This is a genomic window from Aureimonas sp. D3, from assembly GCF_001463805.1.
Taxonomy (GTDB): Bacteria; Pseudomonadota; Alphaproteobacteria; order Rhizobiales; family Rhizobiaceae; genus Aureimonas; species Aureimonas ureilytica_A.
Genome location: NZ_BBWM01000034.1, coordinates 25,813 through 45,748 on the forward strand (window position 1 = coordinate 25,813; position 19,936 = coordinate 45,748).

23 protein-coding genes are annotated in these 19,936 nt (G+C 68.0%); 14 read left to right on the top strand and 9 right to left on the bottom strand.

Going from position 1 to position 19,936, the window contains the following annotated elements; translation table 11 throughout:
• Positions 1 to 72 precede the first annotated feature (72 nt).
• The 6 genes from AUL36_RS09355 (at position 73) to yacG (ending at position 3,824) form a co-directional block, all read left to right on the top strand.
• Positions 73 to 648, top strand: a complete 576-nt coding sequence (locus tag AUL36_RS09355; protein ID WP_058599399.1) for a fasciclin domain-containing protein — start codon at positions 73 to 75, stop codon at positions 646 to 648.
• A gap of 172 nt (positions 649 to 820) precedes the next feature.
• Positions 821 to 979, top strand: a complete 159-nt coding sequence (locus tag AUL36_RS24210; protein ID WP_192843374.1) for a hypothetical protein — start codon at positions 821 to 823, stop codon at positions 977 to 979.
• Between the two features lie 308 nt (positions 980 to 1,287).
• Positions 1,288 to 2,577 (top strand): UDP-N-acetylglucosamine 1-carboxyvinyltransferase, encoded by a 1,290-nt coding sequence (murA, locus tag AUL36_RS09360; protein ID WP_058636432.1) that lies wholly within the window; start codon positions 1,288 to 1,290, stop codon positions 2,575 to 2,577.
• 172 nt (positions 2,578 to 2,749) lie between these two features.
• Entirely contained in the window at positions 2,750 to 2,968 is a 219-nt protein-coding gene (gene infA, locus AUL36_RS09365) for a translation initiation factor IF-1 (protein WP_019994787.1), read from the top strand.
• Between the two features lie 6 nt (positions 2,969 to 2,974).
• On the top strand, positions 2,975 to 3,601 hold the full coding sequence (locus AUL36_RS09370) for a Maf-like protein (RefSeq protein WP_062219994.1): 627 nt from the start codon (positions 2,975 to 2,977) through the stop codon (positions 3,599 to 3,601).
• Positions 3,602 to 3,617: 16 nt separating this feature from the next.
• Positions 3,618 to 3,824, top strand: a complete 207-nt coding sequence (gene yacG / locus AUL36_RS09375) for a DNA gyrase inhibitor YacG (RefSeq protein WP_062219996.1) — start codon at positions 3,618 to 3,620, stop codon at positions 3,822 to 3,824.
• On the opposite strand, the gene AUL36_RS09380 is transcribed toward yacG, so the two are convergent.
• Positions 3,752 to 4,744 carry an AraC family transcriptional regulator gene (locus AUL36_RS09380; protein ID WP_062219998.1) on the bottom strand — a complete coding sequence of 331 codons (993 nt, stop codon included), beginning with the start codon at positions 4,742 to 4,744 and terminating at the stop codon, positions 3,752 to 3,754. The two genes, yacG and AUL36_RS09380, sit on opposite strands and share 73 nt — an antisense overlap.
• A 168-nt stretch (positions 4,745 to 4,912) precedes the next feature.
• On the opposite strand from AUL36_RS09380, the gene AUL36_RS09385 reads away from it, so the two are divergent.
• Positions 4,913 to 6,133 carry an MFS transporter gene (locus AUL36_RS09385; RefSeq protein WP_082640159.1) on the top strand — a complete coding sequence of 407 codons (1,221 nt, stop codon included), beginning with the start codon at positions 4,913 to 4,915 and terminating at the stop codon, positions 6,131 to 6,133.
• Positions 6,134 to 6,168: 35 nt separating this feature from the next.
• Here AUL36_RS09385 and AUL36_RS09390 read toward each other — a convergent pair whose 3' ends face one another.
• The gene (locus tag AUL36_RS09390) at positions 6,169 to 6,726 is read right to left on the bottom strand and encodes a transglutaminase-like cysteine peptidase (RefSeq protein ID WP_244493374.1); all 558 of its coding nucleotides are present in this window, start codon (positions 6,724 to 6,726) and stop codon (positions 6,169 to 6,171) included.
• Positions 6,727 to 7,063: 337 nt separating this feature from the next.
• Entirely contained in the window at positions 7,064 to 7,846 is a 783-nt protein-coding gene (locus AUL36_RS09395; protein WP_244497088.1) for an alpha/beta hydrolase, read from the bottom strand.
• A gap of 288 nt (positions 7,847 to 8,134) precedes the next feature.
• On the opposite strand from AUL36_RS09395, the gene infC reads away from it, so the two are divergent.
• Positions 8,135 to 8,674: a translation initiation factor IF-3 gene (gene infC / locus AUL36_RS09400; RefSeq protein WP_082640160.1), complete on the top strand. Its 540-nt coding sequence runs from the start codon at positions 8,135 to 8,137 to the stop codon at positions 8,672 to 8,674.
• A gap of 119 nt (positions 8,675 to 8,793) precedes the next feature.
• Here the strand turns inward: infC and AUL36_RS09405 are convergent, their stop codons facing one another.
• The 6 genes from AUL36_RS09405 to tsaD all read right to left on the bottom strand — a co-directional run bounded on the left by AUL36_RS09405 (position 8,794) and on the right by tsaD (position 13,133).
• Positions 8,794 to 9,453, bottom strand: coding sequence for a class I SAM-dependent methyltransferase (locus tag AUL36_RS09405; protein ID WP_062220004.1), 660 nt, complete (start codon positions 9,451 to 9,453; stop codon positions 8,794 to 8,796).
• 448 nt (positions 9,454 to 9,901) lie between these two features.
• Entirely contained in the window at positions 9,902 to 10,123 is a 222-nt protein-coding gene (locus tag AUL36_RS09410; RefSeq protein WP_058636438.1) for a DUF3072 domain-containing protein, read from the bottom strand.
• A 92-nt stretch (positions 10,124 to 10,215) separates the two neighbouring features.
• On the bottom strand, positions 10,216 to 10,650 hold the full coding sequence (locus AUL36_RS09415; protein WP_062220006.1) for an EVE domain-containing protein: 435 nt from the start codon (positions 10,648 to 10,650) through the stop codon (positions 10,216 to 10,218).
• Between the two features lie 3 nt (positions 10,651 to 10,653).
• The gene (locus AUL36_RS09420; RefSeq protein ID WP_062220008.1) at positions 10,654 to 10,944 is read right to left on the bottom strand and encodes a YciI-like protein; all 291 of its coding nucleotides are present in this window, start codon (positions 10,942 to 10,944) and stop codon (positions 10,654 to 10,656) included.
• Positions 10,945 to 11,043: 99 nt separating this feature from the next.
• Positions 11,044 to 12,021 carry an NAD(P)H-dependent glycerol-3-phosphate dehydrogenase gene (locus AUL36_RS09425; protein ID WP_062220010.1) on the bottom strand — a complete coding sequence of 326 codons (978 nt, stop codon included), beginning with the start codon at positions 12,019 to 12,021 and terminating at the stop codon, positions 11,044 to 11,046.
• Entirely contained in the window at positions 12,018 to 13,133 is a 1,116-nt protein-coding gene (tsaD, locus tag AUL36_RS09430) for a tRNA (adenosine(37)-N6)-threonylcarbamoyltransferase complex transferase subunit TsaD (protein ID WP_062220149.1), read from the bottom strand. The genes AUL36_RS09425 and tsaD overlap by 4 nt, the downstream gene beginning before the upstream one ends.
• 269 nt (positions 13,134 to 13,402) lie before the next feature.
• On the opposite strand from tsaD, the gene hemC reads away from it, so the two are divergent.
• The 6 genes from hemC to AUL36_RS09460 all read left to right on the top strand — a co-directional run bounded on the left by hemC (position 13,403) and on the right by AUL36_RS09460 (position 19,847).
• A complete protein-coding gene (gene hemC / locus AUL36_RS09435; protein WP_062220011.1) occupies positions 13,403 to 14,332 on the top strand; it encodes a hydroxymethylbilane synthase in 930 nt (309 codons plus the stop codon).
• Between the two features lie 23 nt (positions 14,333 to 14,355).
• The gene (locus tag AUL36_RS09440) at positions 14,356 to 15,063 is read left to right on the top strand and encodes a uroporphyrinogen-III synthase (RefSeq protein WP_062220013.1); all 708 of its coding nucleotides are present in this window, start codon (positions 14,356 to 14,358) and stop codon (positions 15,061 to 15,063) included.
• Between the two features lie 141 nt (positions 15,064 to 15,204).
• Entirely contained in the window at positions 15,205 to 16,881 is a 1,677-nt protein-coding gene (locus AUL36_RS09445; protein WP_062220015.1) for a hypothetical protein, read from the top strand.
• Position 16,882: 1 nt separating this feature from the next.
• Positions 16,883 to 18,370 carry a heme biosynthesis protein HemY gene (locus tag AUL36_RS09450; RefSeq protein ID WP_244493376.1) on the top strand — a complete coding sequence of 496 codons (1,488 nt, stop codon included), beginning with the start codon at positions 16,883 to 16,885 and terminating at the stop codon, positions 18,368 to 18,370.
• Positions 18,371 to 18,580: 210 nt separating this feature from the next.
• Complete coding sequence (locus AUL36_RS09455; protein WP_058599414.1) at positions 18,581 to 19,051, top strand: TerB family tellurite resistance protein; 471 nt, start codon at positions 18,581 to 18,583, stop codon at positions 19,049 to 19,051.
• Entirely contained in the window at positions 19,044 to 19,847 is an 804-nt protein-coding gene (locus AUL36_RS09460) for a glutamine amidotransferase (RefSeq protein ID WP_062220017.1), read from the top strand. The genes AUL36_RS09455 and AUL36_RS09460 overlap by 8 nt, the downstream gene beginning before the upstream one ends.
• The last annotated feature ends 89 nt before the right edge of the window (positions 19,848 to 19,936 follow it).

A 19,936-nucleotide genomic window follows, 5' to 3' on the forward strand; every position in this document is an offset into this window, starting at 1 on the left:
CCGCACCGTCTCGCCTCGTAGCTCTGCCCGACCCCGCCGGAACAAGGCGGGACGCTTCAGGGGAGACTATCCATGATCCGCAAGTCCTTCGCCGTCCTGCTCGTCGCCGCTTCGCTGGGCGTGTCGGGCGCAGCCCTCGCACAGTCGCCCGTCATGGTCGGCGGCGCGCCGATGTATGCCAACAAGACGATCGCCCAGAACGCGCCCGAAGCGCCGAACCTCACGACACTGGTCGCCGCCGTAAAGGCTGCCGGTCTCGTCGACACGCTCGCGTCCAAGGGTCCGTTCACCGTCTTCGCGCCCACCAACGACGCCTTCGGCAAGCTGCCCAAGGGCACCGTGGAAACGCTGGTGAAGCCGGAGAACAAGGCGACTCTCACCAAGATCCTGACCTATCACGTCGTGGCCGGCGACTATTCGGCCGAGCGCCTGATGCGCGAAGCGCGCCGCAATGGCGGCGAGGTTCGTTTGAAGACCGTGGAAGGCGAGCCGCTGACCGTGAAGCTTTCCGGCAAGAAGCTCACCGTGATCGACCGCACCGGCAAGAGCGCCGCCATCCAGACGCCCGATGTGAAGCAGTCCAACGGCGTGGTGCATGTGATCGGCTCGGTGCTGATGCCCAAGATGAAGGCGGCCAAGGGCGCCTGATCACTCGATCTTTGACCGCATGACAAGGCCCGGACGGCAGCGTCCGGGCCTTTTTCGTCGGCGGGGCGACGGCGCGCGCTTTTCCCGCTAGAGAGGGCCGAGATCGTCTAGCAAAACCTCCAGCCGACCCCGCGAGATATTGTTAGACGCTCTGAGGGCACCGGCGGCGCGCATGAACAAGATCTTCTCCTTTCTCATCATTCTCGTGATGGCCTTCCACATCTGGCGTCCGCTCGGCTGGCCGGGCCTGCGCCGGCGCGGCGATTTCTGGAAGATCGCGATTGCCGCCATGATCCTGTTCGGCCTCGACGTGGTGCTGCGCCCGCATTGAAGACCTCGCCTGCCTCGATCACGAAAAAGCTTCGATGCGGTGGGAAGGCGCGACGAGGCGAACCGCTTGAAGCTCTGAATCGCTCGGCTGGCTGACGGATTTGCTCACCGGGGCTCGCTCGTGTAGAGCACCGGGCTTCGTCGCTTGTCGGCGCTGGAGGGGCCGCGTATTCGCGGAGTTCGTTTCGGGACAGGAGCTTCGCCTCGCCCCGAGAGACCGCAAAAGACCGCATCCCCCGGCGCGGACCATCGCCATGTCTTGTCGGCTTCCCGCCGGCGAGCCGTCCCACCAGACTGCAAGGGCTTCTCATGGATCGGATTCGCATTCGCGGCGGCAACGCCCTCAACGGCACGATCGCGATTTCGGGCGCCAAGAACGCCGCCTTGCCGCTGATGATCGCCTCGCTCCTGACGGACGACACGCTGACGCTGGAAAACGTGCCGCATCTGGCCGATGTCGAGCAGCTGATCCGCATTCTCGGAAATCATGGCGTGGATTATTCGGTCTCGGGCAAGCGCCTCGCGACCACGATGGGCTCGGGCCGCACCATCCATTTCAACGCCCGCACCATCGTCGATACGACCGCTCCCTACGAGCTGGTCTCGAAGATGCGCGCGAGCTTCTGGGTCATCGGCCCGCTTCTGGCGCGCATGCGCCGCGCTCGCGTGTCGCTGCCGGGCGGCTGCGCCATCGGCACGCGCCCGGTCGATCTGTTCATCGATGGGCTCCGCGCGCTCGGCGCGCAGATCGACATCGAGGCCGGCTATGTCGTCGCCGAAGCGCCCAAGGGCCTCGTCGGCACGCATTTCTCCTTCCCCAAGGTGTCGGTCGGCGCGACCCATGTTCTCATGATGGCCGCCTCGCTCGCCAAGGGCGAGACGGTGCTGGACAATGCCGCGCGCGAGCCGGAAGTGCAGGATCTCGCCGCCTGCCTCAACGCCATGGGCGCGCGCATTTCCGGCGCGGGCACCTCCACCATCACGATCGAGGGCGTCGAAGCCTTGTCGGGCGCGCGCCACCGCGTCCTGCCCGATCGCATCGAGACCGGCACCTATGCCATGGCCGTCGCCATGACCGGCGGCGACGTGACGCTGGAAGGCACGCAGGGCGACCTTCTGCGCAACGCGCTGGTGGCGCTGGGCGATGCGGGCGCGGAGGTCAGCGACGTGCCGAACGGCATCCGTATTCGGCGCAACGGCAATGGCATCCGCCCCGTGGATGTCGTGACCGACCCGTTCCCCGGCTTCCCGACCGATCTCCAGGCGCAGTTCATGGCGCTGATGACGCGCGCCGACGGCGTGTCGCATATCACCGAGACGATCTTCGAAAACCGTTTCATGCATGTGCAGGAGCTGGCGCGGCTCGGCGCGAAGATTTCGCTGTCGGGCCAGATGGCGCGCATCGAGGGCGTGCCGCGCCTGGCCGGCGCGCCCGTCATGGCGACGGACCTGCGCGCTTCCGTCTCGCTCGTCATCGGCGGGCTGGCGGCCGAGGGCGAGACGACGGTGAACCGCGTCTATCATCTCGACCGTGGCTTCGAGCGGCTGGAAGAGAAGCTCGGCGCCTGCGGCGCGGAGATCGAGCGCATCTCTTCCTGACGCGATCCAGCGGCGCTGGACGCGCCAGCGTCGGAAACGCTTGCTTTTTCGCGCCCGAAGACCGATCTAGGGCGCGAATCCATTGATCAGACCTGCCGAAGGCGGGCCGTATCCCTTATCCGAGGGGCGGGGTCCGATCCCGCTGCCCCTATACCCGAAGGTTAACAGACGCATGGCGAAAGAAGAAGTTCTCGAGTTTCCGGGAGTCGTCACCGAACTCCTGCCGAACGCGACGTTCCGCATCAAGCTCGAGAACGACCATGAGATCATCGCGCACACGGCGGGCCGCATGCGCAAGAACCGCATCCGCGTTCTCACCGGCGACAAGGTGCTCGTGGAAATGACGCCCTACGACCTCACCAAGGGTCGAATCACCTACCGCTTCAAGTAAGCCCGCATGAAGCCGCCGAGCGCCCTGGTTCTGGCGTCGGCCTCGCCGCGCCGTCTCGAACTCCTCCAGCAGGCCGGGATCGAGCCCGAGCGCCTTCTGCCCGCCGATGTGGACGAGACGCCCGAGCGCTCCGAACACCCCCGCCATCTCGCCAAACGCCTTGCGCGCCTCAAGGCGATGAAGGCCTACGAGGCCCTGAAGGGGCGCGGGGAAACGGCCGGTCGCTTCACGCTGGGCGCCGATACGGTGGTCGGCGTCGGTCGGCAGATCCTGCCCAAGGCCGAGATCGAGGACGAGGCGATCGAATGCCTGCGTCTCCTGTCGGGCCGCACGCACCGCGTCTTCACCGGCGTCTGCACGGTCTCGCCGAACGGGCGTGTGCGCGAGAAGCTGTCGGAAACGCGCGTGCGCTTCAAGCGCCTCTCGCGCGACGACATCTCGCGCTATATCGATTCGGGCGAGTGGCAGGGCAAGGCGGGCGGCTACGCCATCCAGGGTCTGGCCGGGGCCTTCGTGGTGCGGCTCGTCGGCTCCTATACGGGCGTCGTCGGCCTGCCGCTTTATGAGACGATGGCGCTTCTGCAAGGCGAAGGCTTCGTCCTGCCCGCGGTTTCGGCGGGCCTTCCCGCCTGAACGAAAGGGTCACGCCATGAGCGCCAGCGTCACGCCGCTCCGCCCCCGTCGCAAATGTCCCGAATGCAGCCGGCCTTCCTCGCAGGCCGACTTCCCCTTCTGCTCGCCCCGCTGCAAGTCGGTGGACCTCCATCGCTGGCTGTCGGGCGCCTATGTCATTCCCGGCTCGGCCGACGAACCGGACGCTTCGCCCGGCGGCAGCGGCAGCGGCGAGGAGCGCTGACGGGGTACGGACTTGAGCCGCCCCGGCGCGGTGCCGGTGATGCGCTTGAAGGCGCGGCTGAAGGACGCTTCCGAATCATAGCCCAGCCGATGCGCGGCCTCCGCGATGCGCATTCCGTCGCGGCCGATCCACTGCCGGGCCTGGTGGATGCGAATCTCAGCGACGTAGCGCGCCGGGGTCGTGCCCACCAGCGCGGTGAACTTCGCGGCAAAGCCCGAGCGCGAGACGCCCATCCTGTCGGCGAGGTCCGCCACCGTCCAGTCGCGCTCCGGCTCGGCATGGATCGCGGCCAGAACCTGGCCGAGCTGCGGATCGCGCAAGGCCGTCAGCCAGCCCTTCGACAGATGGCAACCGACCTCCACCCAGGATCGGATGATCTGCGCGGCCATGACATCGGCCAGCCGGGCCAGAATGCCGCTCGCCCCGACGCGGCTCATGGCGCACTCGCTCACCATGGCCTGGAGGAGATGCGGGATCGCCGGCTCGCTCACCATGAGTTCGCGCGCGCGCATGAGGTCGGGCATGAGCTTCAGGAGCGGATGCAGCCCGTCGAGATTGAAGCGCATGGAGCCGCAGAAGAGCAGCGTCTCCTCGTCGCTTTCCACATCCGTGGCGGTATAGTCGAAGACGCTTTCGCAGATGGCGAGGCATTCGCGGCGCGGAAAGGCGCGCGGCGTCACGCCCGGCGCGCTGGCCAGCGTATGGGCCGCGCCGCGCGGCACGAGAATGGCGTCGCCCGCCGTCAACTCGCTCCAGGTCCCGTCCGGCTCCTGCAGCCAGCAGCCCCGGCCCGCCACGAAATGAAAATAGGCATGGGTCTGCGCGGGGTAATGGAAGCTCCACTCGCCCGACAGGCGGCAGCGGCCATATTCCACCCCGTCGAGGCGAAGGCCCCGCAGCATATCCGTCAGTGCATCCATCGCGTATCCCTCGTTCGCTCGAACGCTCCAGCACGCTTCCCTCGTCCTCGACTTGACCGAAAGGCTTTGGACGATCGGACAAGAAGTCGAGAGTTTCTAGCATGGAAACGCCAAGGCCACGAGCCTATGGTGCGGCCATCTCGCACTGCATCAACTTGGAGGACATTCATGTCCGACACGATCTGCTCGCCCGATCTGGCCCTTGCGGAGGTTCGTCCGCCTGCGGAGCGCACGGCCTGGGCCCCTGTCGTCTCCCTGTCCTTCGGCGTCTTCGGCCTCGTGACGTCGGAATTCCTGCCGGTCAGCCTGTTGACGCCGATGGCCGCCGATCTCGGCGTGTCGCACGGAGCCGTCGGGCAGGCGATCACGGCGACCGCCGTCGTTGCCGCCTTTGCCGGCCCGCTTCTGGTGCTCAGCTCCGGCCGGCTCGACCGGCGCAGCATCGTCTTCGCCTTGATGGCGCTTCTGATTGCCTCCAGCGTCATGGCGGCCTTTGCGACTGGCATCCCCATGCTGCTTCTGGCGCGCGGCCTGCTCGGCTTTGCGCTCGGCGGCTTCTGGGCGATGATGACGGCGCTCGCCCTGCGGCTCGTGCCCTCCGCGCAGGTGCCGCGCGCCATTTCCATCATCATCATGGGTGTGTCGCTCGCCACCGTCTTCGCCGCCCCGCTCGGCTCGGCGCTGGGTGAGCTTTGGGGCTGGCGCGCGACCTTCCTCGCGGCGTCCGGCATCGGCGCGGCCGCGCTCCTGTTTCAGCTGGTGACGCTCCCCTCGCTCCCGTCCAGCGCCGCGCCGAGCCTGTCGGATTTCCGCACGGCGCTGTCGCACCGCGCGGTGGCGGTGGGCCTCGTGACGGTGGTGATCGTCGTGTCCGGCCATTTCGCCGGCTTCACCTTCATCCGTCCGTTTCTGGAGGAGGTGCCGCGTCTGGGTGTCTCGACCATTTCGCTGACACTTCTGGCCTTCGGCATCGGCGGCTTTCTCGGCAATGTCGCGGGCGGTGCCATTGCCGAGCGCAGCCCGGCCTGGGCTGTTGCCAGCGCCTCGCTTCTGATCGGTGTGACGGCGCTGGTTCTCGTCCTGCAAGGGGCTGTGCCGGCGGTCGCCATGGCCGCGACGGCGGTCTGGGGCTTTGCCTTTGGGGGCTTTCCCGTCTCGGCCTCGATCTGGAACGCGCGCGCCGCGCCGGCTCTGGCCGAAAGCTCCGGCGCGCTCCTGTCCTCGGCCTTTCAGGTGGCGATCGCCAGCGGCGCGATCGTCGGCGGGCTGCTGGTGGACGGGTTCGGCCCGGTGGGCGTCACGCTCTACTCGGCGCTTGCCGTGACGGTCGGGGCCTTCGTCATGCTGACGCTCGGCCGGGGCATCGAACGCACACGGCCGGCGGCCTGACAGGACTGGGTGGGCGGCATGGGCCGCCCGCCTCCTTACTTCTCGACGGCGCTGACCAGGGGTTCGCCGTCGCGCTCGATCGAAACCCAGCGGCCGGGATGTTCCACCTGCTGGCGCTTGATGAAGCGGTAGGACACCTCGGTCCAAGGCCGCACGCGCCAGTCGAGATTGTCGAGCACGAAGTCGCCCGAGACCGTGCGCAGCGTCAGGATGGCGTGTCCGGTGCCATCGGGCTTGCGCACCACCGTCATCAGAAGATCGCCCATGGGAATGCCGGCCTCGTGCAGGCGGCGGCGCTTTTCCAGCGCGTAGTCCTCGCAGTCGCCCTTACCCTTGGTCGGATAGGTCCAGTATTCTTCGGTGCCGTAGAGGTTCTGATCGGAATCGGGGGCGATCTCGGTGTTCACGTCCGTGTTCACCTGCGCCACCAGAAGCTTCAACTGAAGGTCGAGGGTCACAGGCGTGGCGGCCGGTCCCGCGATCGGATCGCACTCGCCGGGCTGACGCAGGCAGAAGTCGCGATGGCCGAAAGGCTGAAGCGTCGGATCGCCGAGCGGCATGAAGGCATCCGCCGCCAGAGCGCTCAGGGGCATGAGCGCCGAAAAAAGGCAAAGCGAAGCCGTTGCGCCCAATACGCGCCGAAAAATCATCGCGATCTCCGTCTTTGGACAGGCCCGTTTCCCTGGTCCGACCGCATCGTGTGTGCGGCGCGATAGCCTGTCAACCGGACGGGACGGGCAGCCGAGCTGCGATGGGCCCCTTATATCGACAAGATGGGCGAAAAGGCGGCGCAAAATGGCGCAGCTGATAGGGAGGGCAAGGGCCTATCCCGGCGAAAAATCGCTGATTTACGCCGGGTTCGACGTCGTGACGCCGAAATGTTGCGGAACTGTCACAATTCTCGTGAATCAGCCGCGATGGCCTCGTCGCTCAAGACTGCGCGAGTTCCAGAAAGCTCGCAACCGCCTTTTCCATGCGCGACAGATCCTCTTCGCGCGACAGGCGATGATCGCCACCCGGCACCAGCGTCAGCGCCACGCCTTCGCCCGGCAGAAAGTTCAAAAGCTCCAGCGCATGGGTGTGCGGCACGTCGGGGTCCGCCATGCCCTGGATGATGTGGACCGGGCAGCCGGTGCGGATCGGCCCCGTCATGACGCTGGCGTTCCGCCCGTCTTCGATCAGCGCGCGCGTGTAGACGGTGGGGCGCGGGTCATAGGGCGAGGCTTCGGCCACGAAGCCGTTCTGTGCCATCTCGGCGCGTTGCGCCTCCGTCAAACGCGGCTCCAGGAGACGCGAGGTGAAGTCCGGCGCGGGGGCCAGAAGTACGAGGCCGGCGACGCGGCCGGGCTGGTCGGCCCAGGACATGGCAAGGCGCAGGGCGATCCAGGCGCCCATCGAGGAGCCGACGAGAACCAGCGGGCCATTGGGCGCAAGCGCCTCGATGGCGGCGCGCGCATCCTCGGTCCAGGAGGAAATGGTGCCGTCCTCGAACCGACCCTCCGAATCGCCATGGCCGGAATAGTCGAAGCGCAGGAAGGCGTGGCCCGAGCGTGCGGCTTGCTCCGACAGGCGCTCGGCCTTGGTGCCGCGCATGTCGGAGCGAAAGCCCCCGAGCCAGACGACGGTCGGCGCGCGGCCCGCCACATGGAGCGCGGCGAGCCTATGACCCTGAGGCGCGGGGACGGAAAGGGGGCTGTCGGTCGAGGATGTCACGGGTCTCTCCATCGTTCGGAGGGGGGGCAGGAGTGGCATTAGAAGCCCGCGTCCTTGAGGTCCAGAACCCTGCGTACCGGAGCTAAAGCGCCGCTTGTCAAGACGGCTTTAAGGAAAGCTTATGGAAAAAACTGGATAGGTCCGGTGAAATCGTGTCGCCACCGTGTTATATGAGAGGCTAAGACCTCGACTTGAGGGCAGCCTTCGCTTTCGCGGCGAGGTCGCCGCTTGGGCGAGGCATTGTTTCAAGACTTCGCACCACGTCGTCAACAGCGGGAGTGAACGACCATTCGCAGACCATTTCGTGCGCCGCCGACCCAGAAGGAAGGTCCGCGCTCCAACCGGGACATCCGCGTTCCCCAGATCCAGCTGATCGATGCGGACGGGCAGAACCGGGGTGTCATCAATACGGCCGAAGCCATGGCGATGGCCGAAGAGGCCGGCCTCGATCTCGTGGAGATCGTGCCGAATGCCGTTCCGCCCGTTTGCAAGATCGTCGACCTCGGCAAGCTGAAATACGAAGGCCAGAAGAAGGCGGCGGAAGCGCGTCGTCGTCAGAAGGTCATCGAGGTCAAAGAGATCAAGATGCGCCCGAACATCGATGATCACGACTACGAGACCAAGATGAAGGCGGTTCGCCGCTTCTTCGAGGAAGGCGACAAGGTCAAGGTGACGCTGCGCTTCCGTGGTCGCGAAATGGCGCACCAGGAACTGGGTATGCAGCTTCTGAGCCGCGTCAAGGAAGACACGGCCGAAATCTCCAAGGTGGAAGCCGAGCCCAAGCTCGAAGGCCGCCAGATGATGATGGTTCTCGCCCCGCGCGGGTGAGCCCCTCCGTCATCCATGAACAAAAGGCGGCTTCGGCCGCCTTTTTTGTTGTCGGCTTCAGGTGCGATGTTTCACGTGAAATCGGAGGGCGTTCGGTTTCCCCGCCGCTGCGGCCGGGTTCAGTCCGCCCGCCAGCGCCAGACCGTCGTGCGCTTGACCTCGGCATCTTCCAGAATGCGCGTCACCGGCACCTCATAGACCGCCTGCTTGATCACGCGGGCATGGGGCAGATAGAAGCGGCCGGGGTCGCCGACATAGATTTCGACGCCGCTCGCCGCCAGCCGGTCGAACCAGGGCTCCAGCGTCAGCGAGAAGTTCGGGTCGTAGAACACGTCGCCGGCTAGAAGAATGTCCGTGTCCAGCGCTTCGCCGATCGCGTCCCGCCGCTCCAGCGTGAGCGCGACGCCATTGTGCTCGGCATTGAGCCGCGCCGCCTCCACCGCGAACGGATCGATGTCGAGCCCCAGCGCCTCGGCCGCGCCCGCCTTCATCGCGGCGATCGCGACGAGGCCGGAGCCGGTGGCGAAATCCACCACATGCTGGCCGGCAAAGCGATCGGGGTGATCCAAGACGAAGCGGGCAAGCCCCTGTCCGCCGGCCCAGGCAAAGGCCCAGAAGGGCGGCGGCAGGCCCTCGGCCTCCAGTTCTTCCTCGGTGCGAATCCAGAGATCATGCACCTCGCTCGCCAGATGCAACTCGAGCTCGGGCACATGGGGCGGGCGCAGACGCGACGTGTTGGCGAGAATGAAGGCGCGCCGATCGGCCGTCGCGGTCGTCATTGTTTGGCCGGCTGACGAAGGGCGGAACCATTCGAGCTCCCAGAGCCTTTTTCCCTCAACAAAAGACAGCAGGGAGTTCGTGCGATGCTCAAGGGTGGATTGTTGTGGTTGATCGGCATCCCGCTCCCCATCATCCTGATCATCTGGTTGCTCGGCTATCTCTGAGCCGAACGCAATCACCAAAAGGCAAGCACCAACGTGCAAAAGCCCGCCGCGAGACCATTGCGGCGGGCTTTCGCATCATGACGACAAGATGTCCTGCTCCCAAAAGCGGGGCTTTCGGTCTTAGAGCCGGGGACAGAACCCTACGGCGGAAAGCCGGCGAGGGACTTGCGTTCCCGACGAGGAGCCGAGCGCAGACGATGCAGCGCATCGGGGAGCATCGGGAACGATGATAGGGGCGCAAGGACCCGGCGGATCGGCCCGCAGGGTCCTTGCGCCCCGGCTCTTAGGCGTTCTTGAGGCGCTTGCTCTTGCCCTGAAGCTCGTCGATCATCTTCGAGGCGTCGGCCTTCGACAGGTCGGGGTTGAACGCCTGATCCGTCTCTTCGCAGAGCGTCTGAAGATAGGAGGCCTGCGCGCCCGTCATCGGCTCGTCGCCGGTGGTCCAGTCGTCCGGGTTCTTCTCGGCATTGGACGGCGCGTCGACCTTGGGCTGGGATGACGTCATGGGAACTCTCCTGATAGGGTCTGTTCCCACAATGTTCTGTTCTGCCCGAGGTTCCGCCGGCCCGCTGCGACGCTTTGGGCCGGCCGCTTCGATCACCCCAGAGCCTTGGCCGGATCGAGCCCGCCCATCTCGCAGATGACGTGGAACTCCGCTTCCGTCACCGGCTGCACCGACAGGCGCGAATTGGTGGCGAGCACCATGTCCTTCAGGCGCGGCTCGGCCTTCACGACATCCAGCGATACGGGGTTCGGCATGTCGCAGACGGCGCGGATGTCCACGCATTCCCAGCGCAGGTCATCGGCCGTGGAATCGGGATGGGCGAGGGCCGAGACCTCCACCACGCCGACCACGGCCTTGCCCTCGTTGGAATGGTAGAAGAAGCCGCGTTCGCCGATCTGCATGGAGCGCATGAAATTGCGCGCCTGATAGTTGCGCACGCCCGTCCATTCCGTGCCGGCCGCGCCGCAGGCCTTCTGCTCGTCGAAGGACCATTTGAACGGCTCCGACTTGAACAGCCAGAACGCCATGGGTCAGGCCTGCTCGGGATTGTTTACGGTCCAGTTCCAGCGACGGACGGTGACGGAGGAGAAGAGCCCGGCCTTGGCATAGGGATCCTGATCGGCCAGCGCGCGGGCCGCCTCCAGGCTTTCGGCCTCGACCACGAGAAGGCTGCCGTTCGGCTTGTCATCGGATCCGAGGAAGGGGCCGGCGAATTTCAGGACGGGGCCGAGCGCCTTCAGGTGCTCCAGATGCGCGGGGCGGGTTTCGGCGCGCAGCGAGCCGGCGTCGGCGCGGTCTTCGCAGAGAAGGGCAAACAGCATGGGGCGTCTCCGAATGGGCCGGCCGGAGCCGGCTGCGATGCTGCCCGCGTCTGGCCGATGGCGACGGGCTTTGTCAATCGAGGGCGCTTCGTCAGCGCTTCAATCGAACTCGCGCTTGAGCGGGCGCGCGAGCAGCGCGCGCATGGCGTCGGCCGCCGGCAGGCCCTCGTCCAGCATCGCGGCCACGGTCTCGATGATCGGCGCTTCGATGCCGCGCTCGCGCGCCAGCTGAGCTGCAATGGCGGCGGAATAGACGCCTTCCGCCAGCTTCAAGGTTCGCGTGTCCTCGCCCCGGCCGAGCGCCAGCCCATAGGCGAAGTTGCGGGACTGCGCGCCCGAACAGGTGAGTACGAGATCGCCGAGGCCGGACAGACCGAGCAGCGTGTCGGGCCGCGCGCCCAGCGCTTCGCCCAACCGGCGCAGTTCCACGAAGCCACGCGTGACGAGGGCGGCGAGCGCCGAAGCGCCGAGGCCGAGCCCCGCACTGGCCCCGGCCGCGATGGCGAGAACATTTTTCAAAGAGCCGCCGGCCTCGACGCCGAGAATGTCGTCCCCCGCGTAGATGCGGAAAGCGGGCGAGGACAGGCGCTGTGCGAGGCTGGCCGCGAGCGCTCCCTCGCTGGCCGCCAACGTCACGGCGGTCGGAAGGCCCGCCGCGACATCCGAGGCGAAGCTCGGGCCAGAGAGAACCGCGACGGGGTGGCCCGGCAGTTCCTCCTCCACCACGGCGGAGGCGAAGAGCCCGGTGTCGCGCTCGATCCCCTTGGAGCAGAGGACGAGGGCCGCGCCGGGTCTCAGATGCGGTTTCAGGTCGCGGCAGGCGAGGCGCAGCGCCTGCGCCGGCAGGACGAGGAGCACGATATTGGCCCCCTCCAGCGCGAGGCCCAAGTCGTTCACCGCCTCCAGCGAGGCGGGCAGTGCGATGCCGGGGAGATAGCGCGGATTCTCGCCCAATGTTCGGATTGCCGCGACGCTCTCGGCGTCCCGCGCATAGAGGCGCACGGGCTCTCCGTCCCGCGCGCGCATGGCGCCGAGCGCCGTGCCCCAGGCACCGCCGCCGATCACACTGACGCTCATGCCTTGGCTCCGCGCTTGCCGAAGCCGACCAGCGGCGCGGCGGTTTCGTCCAGCGGCCAGCGCGGGCGCACGGGGGCCGAGAGCGGGTCGGTCAGTCCCGCTTCCAGCCGCTCCAGCCCGGCATAGGCGATCATCGCGCCATTGTCGGTGCAGAGTGCCAGCGGCGGCGAAACGAGGCGCACGCCATGGCGCTCGGTCGCCTCACGCAGCGCCGCGCGGATTTCGCCATTGGCCGCGACGCCGCCGGCCACCGCCAGAACCGGGTCTTCGAGACCGGGATAGGTCTCGCGGAAGCGGGCGAGCGCCAGCGTCACGCGGTCCCGCACGCTCTCGGCCGCCGCGCGCTGAAAGCCGGCGCAGAGATCGGCCACGTCCTGTTCGCTGAGCGGCGCGTGGGCCAGCGCGATCTGGCGCACCGCCGTCTTGAGGCCGGAGAAGGAGAAGTCGAGCCGCTTCTCGCCCCGCAGCGGCCGGGGCAGGTCGAAGCGCCGGGCGTCGCCCTCGCGCGCCATGCGCTCGACGCTCGGGCCGCCGGGATGGGGCAGTTCCAGGAGCTTGGCGGTCTTGTCGAAGGCCTCGCCCAGCGCGTCGTCGATCGTCGTGCCCCAGCGCTCGTACTGGCCGAGGCCGGAGACGAGAAGAATCTGCGTGTGCCCGCCCGACACGAGCAGCAGGAGATAGGGATAGGCGAGTGCATCCGTCAGCCTCGGGGTCAGCGCGTGGCCCTCCAGATGGTTCACGGCGAGAAAGGGCAGCTTGCGCGAGGCGGCGATGGCCTTGCCGACCAGCGCGCCGACGATGAGCCCGCCGACGAGGCCCGGCCCGCTGGTCGCGGCCACGGCGTCGATCTCGTCCAGCGTGACGCCGGCCTCCGCCAAGCCGGCTTCGACGATGGGGCCGATGCTCTCGGCATGGGCGCGCGCGGCGATTTCCGGCACGACGCCGCCAAAGGCCGCGTGTTCCTCGATCTGGCTGAGCACGACATTGGACAGAACCACGGGCCGCCCGTCCGCGCCCCGCCCGACGACGCTCGCCGCCGTTTCGTCGCAACTCGTCTCGATGCCGAGAACGAGCGGACGGACGGATCGGGCAGGGGGGGAGGCGCTGGGCAAGGGACGAGCCGCTCTTTTGCTGAGGTCTTCTCCCGCGAGATAACGTCTCGCACGCCGTTTCGCCAGCGCGGACGCGCGCCCGAGGCCGATGGCCGATCCCACACGCGTCCGCGCTTCGCCAAAAACCGCGCAGCCTCCGAGACCGGCGAACTTGCAAACAGGCCGGGAGGCGATCAGAACACGCGCAAGACCCTGTTTCGAAGGGTTCCAGATCGGCGATCCCTTCAAGCTCCCTTCGGCCGGGAGCCTGAGGCAAGGAAGGCAGACCCATGACCCAGCCCATCCGCATCGGCACGCGCGGCAGCCGCCTCGCGCTGGCGCAGGCCGAAGAGGTGCGGGCTCGCCTGATGGCCGCGCATGGCCTGCGCGAGGAGGATTTCGCGATCACCGTCCTGTCCACTTCGGGCGACCGGATTCAGGACCGGGCGCTGTCGGAGGCGGGCGGCAAGGGGCTCTTCACCAAGGAAATCGAGGAAGCGCTTCTGGATGGGCGGGTCGATCTCGCCGTCCACTCCTCCAAGGACATGGCGACCCATGTGCCCGACGGGCTGGCGCTCGCCGCCTATCTCCCGCGCGAGGATGTGCGCGACGTCTTCATCGGCCGCTCGGTCTCGCGCATCGCGGACCTACCGCAAGGCGCGCGCGTCGGCTCGGCTTCGCTACGCCGGCAGGCCCTTCTGCGCCGGATACGGCCCGATCTCGAACTCGTGATCTTTCGTGGCAATGTGCAGACGCGCCTCGCCAAGCTCGCCGCGGGCGAGGTGGAAGGCACGCTTCTGGCGCTGGCCGGGCTGAAGCGCCTCGGCGACGCCGAGGTGGCAAGCGAGATTCTGGACAGCGAGAGCTTCCCGCCCGCGCCGGGGCAGGGGGCCATCTGCATCCAGATCCGGGACGGGGACGGGCGCATCGCCCCGCTCGTCGCGGCCGTCGATCATGCGGACACGCACGGCGTTCTGGCGGCCGAGCGCGCCTTTCTGGCGGTTCTCGACGGCTCCTGCCGTACGCCCATCGCCGCCCATGGCACGCTGGAGGGCGATCAGTTCCGCTTTCACGGTATGATCCTGACGCCGGATGGCGCGCGGATGCACGAGACCCATGTCGAAGGCAGCCGGGCCGACGCGCTTCGCATGGCCGAGGACGCGGCGCTGCGGCTGGTGGCGGAGGCCGGGGCGGAGTTCTTCGAGGGCTGGCGGCGCTGAGCACGCGGCCTCCTCTTCGTCTTTTGGTTCTGCGCGAGCGCGAGGATGGCGAGCGCTCGGCTGTGCTTCTGCGCGAAGCCGGCTTCGAACCCGTTCTCCTGCCGCTGAGCATGATTGCGCCGCTCGACCCCGCGCCGCCCGAAAACCCGCTTGCCGGCTTGGTCGTCACCAGCCGCCATGCCGTGCCCTGGCTCGCGCGCCATTATTTCGGCAGTGCCCTGCCGGTTCTGGCTGTGGGGGAGATGACGGCCGAGGCCCTGCGCGCGGCCGGCTTTGCCGATGTGCGGGCGGGGCCGGGCCGGGCGGCGGATCTCGTGGGCCTCGCCGACATGCTGCCGACGCGGGCGGGCGAGACCTTTCTCTATGCTGCCGGGCGGGTGCGCCTGCCCGATCTGGAAGCGGGTTTTGCGAGAGCCGGCCTGCCGCTTCGGGTGGTGGAAGCTTATGACACGGTGCCCGCCATGCCGAGCGATGCGACGCTGGAACAGGCCCGCGCCGGCGGGCCGGCGCAGGGCGTGCTCATCCTCTCGCGCGGGCAGGCGCGGGCGTTCGGGCGCTTCGCGGAACGCGCGGGTCATGTCCTAGGGGAAGATGTCGCACTCTTCTGCCTTTCGGACGCGATCGCACTGGAACTTTCGCCCCAGTTTGGAAAGAATGCGGTGGTGGCCGAAGCTCCGCGCTTCGTCTCGCTGGTGGACGCGATCAAAAACTGGAGCGAAGGGCGCGATTGAGCATCTTTTCGTTGCAGCTTGCGGAGCGCACGCTAGATCGAGACGTTGACTCGTCCGATACATCGGCCGAAGGGAATTCGGCTCGCGCCGGCCGGTTCGCCAGCCAGCCGCCCATGGGATGCGACATGAAGGAGTTCTCGGATGGCCAATCGTCCGCGCCGGTCGAAGCCAGGCGCACGACCGGAAACCACGATCGACCTCGGAGCCGAGCGCGTCGCCAAGCCCGAGGGCGCCGAAAGTGATATTGAGACGGGCCCGGCCGCAGCGGCCCAACAGGACGAGACGCTTTCGATGAACGACACGACGAGGCCCCGCGACGAGGCCATGACGCCGGAAGAGCGCCACGAGGATGCGCTCCTCTCCGCCACGGCGGAGGACGCGGCGGCGCGCGAGCGCAAGAACGAGATCGCCAGCGGCAGCGCCTCGGCCGACGCGCTGGAGAACCCGGCTCTTGTCGCCTCCGTGCCCGCTACAACCACGCCCGCCGAGTCCGGCGCTGCGAGCGAGGCCGGACTTCTTTCGCCCGGCGCGGCCGACCCGCTTTCGCCCGAGGGCGACAAGCCGGTCGATCCCCTGCGCGAGGATGGCGTCGCGGCCAAGCGGCGCGATCTCGGCGAATTCGAGGACGACGAGACGGTTCTGCCCGGCACGCATTCCGAGCCGGCCGGCCCCGACCCGCTGACCTCCAGCCCCTATCACGCGGCGGCCGGCGCTTCGCATGGCGGCCCCGGCTTCGGCCCGCTTCTGGGCGCGGGACTTCTGGGCGCGGTGATCGCGCTCGGCGGCGGTGCGGCGCTTCTTTATTCCGGTGCGGTTCGCCCTCCGGCGGCGCAACAGGCGGCCGTCCCGACCCAGCAATTCGCCACGGCCGGCGAAGTGCAGAAGCTGACCGGCGATATCGGCAATCTGCGCGGCACGGTCGAGCAGCTCCAGTCGGCCCAAGCGGCCGGCGGCGCGGGCTCGGGCAATGTCTCGCGCACCGAGTTCACGCAGCTCTCGGACCGGGTCACGGCCAACGAGCGCTATGCGCAGACCAACGGCGATTCCGCCGCCGCCGCCAAGGAGGCCAATGACGCGGCCACGAGCGCGCGCGACACGGCCACCAAGGCGGAAGCCGCCGCGACCGACGCGCAAGGCATCGCCACCCGCGCAGAAACCGCCGCCACGGCGGCCCAGACCGCCGCGCAGAACGCGCAGCAGGCGGCCCAGAACGCCCAGACCGCCGCCAACGAGACGCGCGAAACGGTCAACCAGATCGGCACCCGCGTCCAATCGATCGAGGAAGCCAACCGCCGCGCCGCCATCGCTCTGTCGGCGGCCGGGCTGAAAGGCGCGATCGACAGCGGTCGCCCCTTCATGCAGGAGCTGGAAAGCTTCGCCAAGGCGAGCGGCAACACGGGCGAGGCCGTCGCCTCGCTGCGCAATTTCGCGGCCTCCGGCGTTCCCACCACCGCCGCGCTGGACACCCAGTGGCGCGACGCGGAATCGCAGATCCTGACCGCGCTGCGCCCGGTCGACAACACGGCCAACGTCAAGACGCAGGTTCTCGACAGCCTGCGCTCGCTCGTCACCGTTCGCCCCGCCGGCTCCAACGTGACGGCCGAGGCTCCGGGGCCGGAAGCGGCCGTCGCGCGCATGGACGAGGCGCTCCAGCGCGGCGACTTCGCCGGCTGGCTGACCGAGTGGGACAAGCTGCCCGAGGCCGCCAAGTCCGTCTCGCAAGGCTTCGCCGACAAGGTTCGCGCCCGCGCCAGCGCGGACGATCTCATTCGCCAGACCATCAACAGCGCCGTCGGCGCTTCCGCGTCGCAGGGCTGACATGCTGCGTATTCTCGCTTTTTTCCTCGTCGTGCTCGCGGGCGGCCTTGGCTTTGCCTGGCTGGCCGATCATCCGGGCTCCGTCTCCATCCTCTGGCAAGGCCAGGAGGTGGGCACGAGCTTCACCGTCTTCGTGATCCTTCAGATCGCGCTCGTGGTCGCGGCCGTGCTTCTGTTCTGGCTGGTGCGCGGCTTCTTCAAGGCGCCCGACCGCGTGTCGCGCTTCTTCTCGACGCGCCGCCGCGACAAGGGCTATCGCGCGCTTTCGGCCGGCATGATTGCCGCCGGCGCGGGTGATGCCGTCATGGCGCGCCGCCTCGTCAAGCAGGCGCAGAAGCAGCTTTCCAACCGGCGCGAGCCGATGGTGCGCTTCCTCGACGCGCAGACCGCGCTGATCGAGGGCGACCACGCCAAGGCGCGCTCCATTTTCGAGACGCTGGAAGGCGATCCCGAGACCCGGCTGGTCGGCCTTCGCGGTCTGTATCTCGAAGCCGAGCGCCTGGGCGACCGGGAAGCGGCGCGCTCCTATGCCGAGCGCGCGGTGCGCATCGCCCCGCATGTGCCCTGGGCCGGCGGCGCGGTTCTCGACCTCAAGGCCGCGCAAGGCGATTATGACGGCGCTCTGAACATTCTGGAGGCGCAGCGCGACTCGCGCCTGGTGGACAAGGCGGAAAGCCGCCGCCTGCGCGCCGTGCTCCTGACCGGCAAGGCGCAGGAACTCGCCGACAGCGATCCGGCCGGCGCCAGGAACGCCGCCCGCGAAGCGCAGAAGCTCGCCCCCGATCTGGTGCCCGCCGGCGTCATCGCCGCGCGTTCCATGATCCGGCTCAACGAGTATCGCGCGGCCCAGAAGGCGCTGGAAGCGGGCTGGAAGGCCAATCCGCATCCCGAGCTCGCCGCGCTCTACATCCATCTCTGGCCGGGCGACGGCGTGGCCGAGCGCTTCAAGCGCGCGCGCCATCTCGCCAGCCTCCAACCCGGCCATATCGAATCGCGCATGGCGCTCGCCCGTGCCGCGCTCGACGCGCGCGAGTTCGGCACGGCCCGCGTCGAAGCCATGGCAGCGGCCGAGCAGGCGCCGCGCGAATCGGCCTATCTGCTTCTGGCCGATATCGAGGATGCCGAAACCGGCAATGACGCGCTGGTGCGCCAGTGGATGAGCCGTGCCCTTCACGCGCCCAAGGACCCGTCCTGGACCGTGGACGGCGCGCCGGCCGAGGGCTGGCGTCCGGTCTCGCCGACCACGGGCCGCCTCGACGCCTATGAATGGACGGTGCCGCAGGACAGCGATCCGGCGTTGGTCGCCCGCGTCGGGCGCATGATGCGCGGAATGCAGCATGTTCCCAACACCGACCCCAACCGCCGTGTCTTCATCGACGCGCGCTTGCCGGCGGACGAAGCGGAAGCCGCCGCTTTGAACGAAGCGGCCGCGGCTCACCACGAGACTGAAGGCAAGAGCGAGTCCTCGCTGGAGCGCACGCCGGCCTGACGCCGGTCATGGGAAGCGACGCTAACGCGCCACGCTGAACAACAAAAAGGCCCGGAGCCCAGCGCTCCGGGCCTTTTTGTTTCTAAAGGACTGGCGTCACAGCGAAACAGATTGAACTCTGGGCCGCTCTCGACCGTTTTCGAAGCGCAGTCCTAAGCCGCATCGACGACCCGACCCGTTCCACCCGACGACCCAGACCGGACGCCGCCCATGTTCGACGCCTTCAAGGACTTCCTGCGCAACCTGTCGGGCGAGCCGACCGGGCGTCTCGGCGGCGAGGACGATCCGCTGATCGCCGCCTCGGCGCTCCTGTTCCATGTGGCGGAGGCGGACGGCACGCTTACCCGGAGCGAAACCGACGCGCTGCGCGATGTCCTGATCCATGATTACGGGCTTGCCCCCTGGCGGGCCGAAGAGGTCCGGCGCGCCGGGCGCGAGGCCGATGCCGAGGCGGTCGATCTCTTCCGCTTCACGCATGTCCTTCTGCGCCATTGGAGCGCCGAGGAGCGTCTGCAATTCGTGGAACGTCTATGGGAGATCGTCTTCGCGGACGGAGATGTTCACGAGTTGGAGGATAACGTGGTCTGGCGCGTGGCCGAGCTTCTGGGCGTTTCCAGCCGGGACCGAATGCTGGCCAAGCGCGAGGCGCAGAACAAGGTACGCACGCCCCAGCATGGCTGATCTCCTTCCCCATTCGCGCTCCGAAAGCGCGGCCGCGCCCAAGCGCTTCACGCTGCACGATCCGCATGAAACACGGCCGGTTCTGGTGGTTCTGCATCAGGAGACCTCGACGCCGGGGCGCGTCGGCCAAGTGCTAGAGGCGGCGGGCGTCCGGCTCGATATCCGCCGCCCGGTGCTGGGCGAAAAGCTGCCCGGTACGCTGGAGCGGCATCGCGGCGCCATCGTCTTCGGCGGGCCGCCGAGCGCCAACGATCCCGATGCGCACCTGCGCCATGAGATCGACTGGATGGAAATTCCGCTGAAGGAGAATCGCCCTTTTCTCGGCATCTGCCTCGGCGCGCAGATGCTGGCGAAACATCTCGGCGCGCCCGTCGGCCCGCACCCTGACGGTCTGGTGGAGATCGGCTATTACCCGATCGAAGCGACGGCGGCCGGGCGTGCCCTGATGCCGGGCTGGCCGTCCATGGTCTATCAGTGGCACGGCGAGGGCTTCGGCTTGCCCCATGGCGCGACGCGTCTGGCGGAAGGCGAGGATTTCCCCAACCAGGCCATGCGCTACGGTGATCATGCCTACGGCGTGCAGTTCCATGCCGAGCTGACGCTTGCCATGCTGCATCGCTGGACGACCCACGGCCATGCGCGCTTGTCGCTGCCGGGCGCACAGCCGCGCCGCGAGCATTTTCACGGCCGCGCCGTTCACGATGCGCCGGTGAAGCGCTGGCTGGAGCAGTTCTTGGCCGTCATCTTCGGGCGCAGCGCCAGCGGCAGCACGCTGGCCGCGCCGCCGCCGATGTGAAGCGCGCTTCGCACCGCAACAAAGAGCATCGCAAAGAGCGCCAAGTTTACTCGGGCTTTGCAGACGCGGGTGTAAGTCTGGAGCACGAA

What these genes read in the sequence shown, in the direction of transcription:
- AUL36_RS09355 (WP_058599399.1), top strand. Translation starts at nt 73, where the DNA reads ATGATCCGCAAGTCCTTCGCCGTCCTGCTCGTCGCCGCTTCGCTGGGC.
- AUL36_RS24210 (WP_192843374.1), top strand. Translation starts at nt 821, where the DNA reads ATGAACAAGATCTTCTCCTTTCTCATCATTCTCGTGATGGCCTTCCAC.
- murA (WP_058636432.1), top strand. Translation starts at nt 1,288, where the DNA reads ATGGATCGGATTCGCATTCGCGGCGGCAACGCCCTCAACGGCACGATC.
- infA (WP_019994787.1), top strand. Translation starts at nt 2,750, where the DNA reads ATGGCGAAAGAAGAAGTTCTCGAGTTTCCGGGAGTCGTCACCGAACTC.
- AUL36_RS09370 (WP_062219994.1), top strand. Translation starts at nt 2,975, where the DNA reads ATGAAGCCGCCGAGCGCCCTGGTTCTGGCGTCGGCCTCGCCGCGCCGT.
- yacG (WP_062219996.1), top strand. Translation starts at nt 3,618, where the DNA reads ATGAGCGCCAGCGTCACGCCGCTCCGCCCCCGTCGCAAATGTCCCGAA.
- AUL36_RS09380 (WP_062219998.1), bottom strand. Translation starts at nt 4,744, where the DNA reads ATGGATGCACTGACGGATATGCTGCGGGGCCTTCGCCTCGACGGGGTG.
- AUL36_RS09385 (WP_082640159.1), top strand. Translation starts at nt 4,913, where the DNA reads ATGTCCGACACGATCTGCTCGCCCGATCTGGCCCTTGCGGAGGTTCGT.
- AUL36_RS09390 (WP_244493374.1), bottom strand. Translation starts at nt 6,726, where the DNA reads ATGCCCCTGAGCGCTCTGGCGGCGGATGCCTTCATGCCGCTCGGCGAT.
- AUL36_RS09405 (WP_062220004.1), bottom strand. Translation starts at nt 9,453, where the DNA reads ATGACGACCGCGACGGCCGATCGGCGCGCCTTCATTCTCGCCAACACG.
- AUL36_RS09410 (WP_058636438.1), bottom strand. Translation starts at nt 10,123, where the DNA reads ATGACGTCATCCCAGCCCAAGGTCGACGCGCCGTCCAATGCCGAGAAG.
- AUL36_RS09415 (WP_062220006.1), bottom strand. Translation starts at nt 10,650, where the DNA reads ATGGCGTTCTGGCTGTTCAAGTCGGAGCCGTTCAAATGGTCCTTCGAC.
- AUL36_RS09420 (WP_062220008.1), bottom strand. Translation starts at nt 10,944, where the DNA reads ATGCTGTTTGCCCTTCTCTGCGAAGACCGCGCCGACGCCGGCTCGCTG.
- AUL36_RS09425 (WP_062220010.1), bottom strand. Translation starts at nt 12,021, where the DNA reads ATGAGCGTCAGTGTGATCGGCGGCGGTGCCTGGGGCACGGCGCTCGGC.
- hemC (WP_062220011.1), top strand. Translation starts at nt 13,403, where the DNA reads ATGACCCAGCCCATCCGCATCGGCACGCGCGGCAGCCGCCTCGCGCTG.
- AUL36_RS09445 (WP_062220015.1), top strand. Translation starts at nt 15,205, where the DNA reads ATGGCCAATCGTCCGCGCCGGTCGAAGCCAGGCGCACGACCGGAAACC.
- AUL36_RS09450 (WP_244493376.1), top strand. Translation starts at nt 16,883, where the DNA reads ATGCTGCGTATTCTCGCTTTTTTCCTCGTCGTGCTCGCGGGCGGCCTT.
- AUL36_RS09455 (WP_058599414.1), top strand. Translation starts at nt 18,581, where the DNA reads ATGTTCGACGCCTTCAAGGACTTCCTGCGCAACCTGTCGGGCGAGCCG.
- AUL36_RS09460 (WP_062220017.1), top strand. Translation starts at nt 19,044, where the DNA reads ATGGCTGATCTCCTTCCCCATTCGCGCTCCGAAAGCGCGGCCGCGCCC.